At 38.7% G+C, this 3,753-nt stretch carries 3 protein-coding genes; 1 reads left to right on the top strand and 2 read right to left on the bottom strand.

The window, feature by feature from the left end:
* Window positions 1-115: 115 nt before the first annotated feature.
* On the bottom strand, window positions 116-2,284 hold the full coding sequence (locus L634_RS0128260; protein WP_026585275.1) for a beta-propeller domain-containing protein: 2,169 nt from the start codon (window positions 2,282-2,284) through the stop codon (window positions 116-118).
* Between the two features lie 125 nt (window positions 2,285-2,409).
* Here L634_RS0128260 and L634_RS0128255 point away from each other — a divergent pair, with 125 nt between their 5' ends.
* On the top strand, window positions 2,410-3,360 hold the full coding sequence (locus L634_RS0128255; protein WP_026585274.1) for a DMT family transporter: 951 nt from the start codon (window positions 2,410-2,412) through the stop codon (window positions 3,358-3,360).
* Window positions 3,361-3,402: 42 nt separating this feature from the next.
* On the opposite strand, the gene L634_RS34745 is transcribed toward L634_RS0128255, so the two are convergent.
* The gene (locus L634_RS34745) at window positions 3,403-3,531 is read right to left on the bottom strand and encodes a hypothetical protein (RefSeq protein ID WP_269521778.1); all 129 of its coding nucleotides are present in this window, start codon (window positions 3,529-3,531) and stop codon (window positions 3,403-3,405) included.
* Window positions 3,532-3,753: the final 222 nt, after the last annotated feature.

Raw genomic sequence — 3,753 nt, 5'->3', positions numbered from 1 at the left:
CCTTTGTCCTTTTTTTGCCATAAAAAATCACCCCTTAAGTCAATGTTGCCCAACTGTGGGTTTTTCAACATCTACTATAAGGGGTGCAGTCTAATGTGGACTGGTTCTCCTATTTTTAGTTAATGTTAAGTTCTCCCGCCTTTGTCAATCCATTCATATGATAGGCGTCTATCTTTTTTGGAGAGATGCTATATAGATAATCACCGATATAAATGATCCGTTCAATAGTATTTTCCCATTCCTCGTAGATTGCATTATCCGCCTGATGTGTAATCTTATTTTGGAGTTGGATACCGTCTTGAGCAGTTATCTTATATACATAAGCACCCTGGAATTCAAATTTTGATTCAAACTGGCTGCCTTCTGCATTTTGGTAAACCGTAATGGGAAAAGCAAAAAGGTTATTCATTTTGTGAACCAGAAGTGCTTTGTGATCATGATTTAAAGGAGAGTAGGTTCCTCTGCCGCTGATTATTTCTGTATCCTTTTCAATCGGGTTTTTCATATCACTTACATCAAAAAGTGATAATTTCACCCCGTTTACTGCAATTATCGGCTGGCTTCCTGCCCCCTTCCCAGCCATTACCTTAGTATCATGCCCAAAGCCTATTAAATGGTTTTCATCCAGCGGATGCAAGTAATTGCTGAAACCCGGTATTTTCAATTCACCCAGCACTGCAGGATTTTCCGGGTTGGAACCATCAATTACAAAGAGAGGGTCGGTTTCTTTAAAAGTAACCATATAAATTCGGTCATTCATAAACCGTGCAGAGTATATACGCTCACCTTTTGCAAGGTCCTCAAGCTTACCAATCCGTTTTAGGTTTTCATCCAGTATATAAAGGTTATTGGAGGATGGATTTCTGTCGTCCCATGCTTGGCCCTTAGTCGTGACCACTCTAAAGTTTCCTTTATATTCATCCATAGAAAATTGATTTAAGAGTGCCCCTTTTATTTTAGCTGAATTTTGAAATTCCACTTCCCTGCCGTTTATATTGAATTTATAGATGCTGGTATCAGGGCTGAATCCAACTCCTTCTGTTATGGCCCCAGTTTCATAAGTGGGTACGGCCAGATAGAGATTGTTCATGGACATATATAATTCATTTCCGCTGCCCAGGTAGGTAGTGAGAGCCAGTGGGGATGCTGGATCTTTCAATTCCATAACAGCTATGCTGGTATAGTGTGCATTTTTTGAATCTGGGAAATACTGAATTTCATTATAATCCATAACCTGCAGCTCTTCACTTTTAGCCGAATCAGCGTATCGTGGCCGCAGGTCCGCTTTTTTATTTCTTTCCAGAATCCAATAGTCGGGAAAATGGCTTGTAACAAGATATACCTTTCCATCCATTAATCTCGCAGCAAGCAAACTGCCTTCGATTTCAATCTCTCTTATTTGTTTTGGCTTCTGTTTATTTGTAATATCGTAAACGATTGCTTTTGTTGATTGAAAAGCAGGTGCAATCATTAAGTCCGCCGCAGCTTTGCCCTGTTTTTTAGACATCTCTTTAAAGCTATGGCCCATAACAACCAATTGATCACCTTCCAAAAATAACTGATTGGGAGAGAAGGCCTGATTGAACGAAAGCACAGAATCAATGCTCATTTTGTCAGCCGGGACTGCTTTAATAATTTCCACTTTTCCTTCGCTGATTTTATATATATGAGTGCTATCCGTTTTAACCTGGTCTGCTTCATCAATACCCTCTACTTGGACATTGGTCTCCGAGAATTCCCCTTCAGCCGAATCTGCGGCACTTTTCTCAATGCTGTTTTCTTCGTTTACAGCCATATCCCTGCCAGCAAAATACATCTGCTCATCCTTTAGCAATTTCAAAAAATAAGCATTTAACTTTTCCTTTGATCCGATGGCCGGCAGCGTTTCCTTTACTGTAAATTTTACTTCCAATGTATTTATTAAATTGCCGCCCGACTTCGCTTTAATTCCTTTTGTCAATATTAAAGAATAGCGAGGCGAATTTACTTTATAGCCATCATTCGGTGGATGAATCTGGACCGTTTTTTGATCATTGCCCAGTGACAAGCCAACCTCCTGCTTAATGCCCTCTTGATCCAGCACATAAATGGTTTGGCTATTAACACTTTCAGCCTCCAGCTCTTTTGAAAACTCAATTTCCCAAACTTTGTTCTTTAACACAATGAGATCCTCATTCATTCCTGCAAGGTCACCAACTATTTTCAGCCGGGTTCCATATGCGATTGAACCTAAAACAATGAACATGACCACCAGGCCGCCAATCCAAAGCCATTTACTTTTCATTTTAGACACCCCTTTTGACATAATTGACGGGAACAAACTTCCAATTGTTACAGATTCCTCCTGATAAAATTTCTGAAATTAATGTAAAATGGAAACTATATTATAGTTGGAAAGAGGTTTTATTTGTGAAGGCTGGAACAAACAATAAATATGGCTTTACTTTATTAATCCTTGCAAACATGATCTGGGGGGGGAATTTTGTAATTGGCAGAATTGGGGTTGAGTATTTCCCCCCTATACTTTTTTCATTCTTGAGATGGATGATAGCTTTTTTGCTGTTAACACCTTTTATGATAAAACCGCTTAAAAAGGATTGGAAAATATTGCGCCAGCATAAACCTGTACTTTTGCTGCTGGCAGTGACAGGTGTAGCAGGCTATAATACGATTATTTACTTTGCCCTCCAATACACCACCTCTATTAATGCTTCTGTTGTCAATAGTACAACTCCGCTATTTATTGCTATTTTTGCTGTGTTTATATTAAAGGAAAAGCTTTCATGGCATGGTGCAGCCGGAATTATTATGTCGGTGTTTGGAATTTCATTCATTATTTCTCGAGGATCAATCGATGCATTTATATCTTGGAGCATTAATGCAGGAGACCTATATGTATTGCTGGCAGTAGTCATGTGGGCATTGTACTCTGTTATTGGGAAAAAATTTTCAGGCATACTTCCCGGGCTTTCGGCTTTTTATGTAACTTCTTTTCTTGGCATCTTAATATTGGCCCCTTTAAGTGTAATTGAATACAAATTAACTGAAACAGTTCCATCCTTTTCGATTGCCTCAGGCGTTATCTTGCTGTATGTTGGCTTCTTTGCGTCCATTGTTGCCTTTTTATCATGGAATTATGGCGTCTCTATAATTGGGGCTTCAAAAGCAGGTGTTTTTCTTAATCTTCTGCCTGTTTTCGCCATCATTTTTGCTGTTTTATTCACAGCAGAATCCTTATATCTATATCAGGCAATCGGCGGAGGAATCGTTATTTTGGGAGTATTGCTCTCCTCTATGTCCTCGTATCCATTTAAGAAAGAGGATATAAAGCAGAACAGTATTTCCTACAAAAGCCATTAAAAAACTCCCCGCAGCTGTGAACTGCGGGGAGTTTTATTTATTTTACCAATCCTGGGTTCTTTCAAGTAAAATATCGATTTCAACTTGTCTGATTATATAGCCAAGATCTTCTTCTGCAATTTCCGATGTAGATTCCAAAATTTGATCAATATCCATTTGCACCAATCTCACAACCAGACCTCCTAATTCATATTCCTGCGAAATTTCATTAATTTATGTATTATTTTTCTTTCCTGCTATACTATTCGGAGTTTAATGGATCAGTATGGGGGTCGGCCCCAAATTTTTTTCATTATTAATTGATACTACGTCAAGAAAACGGACAAATTAAATTGGGCACTTTCTTACTTTCTTCCTACCGCGCTATCGCTTGGTAACCTGGACAAATGATGA

It is taken from the genome of Bacillus sp. J33, assembly GCF_000518885.1.
Classification (GTDB): domain Bacteria; phylum Bacillota; class Bacilli; order Bacillales; family Cytobacillaceae; genus Cytobacillus.
This window is presented reverse-complemented; position numbering and strand designations above follow the sequence as displayed.

What these genes read in the sequence shown, in the direction of transcription:
- L634_RS0128260 (WP_026585275.1), bottom strand. Translation starts at nt 2,284, where the DNA reads ATGAAAAGTAAATGGCTTTGGATTGGCGGCCTGGTGGTCATGTTCATT.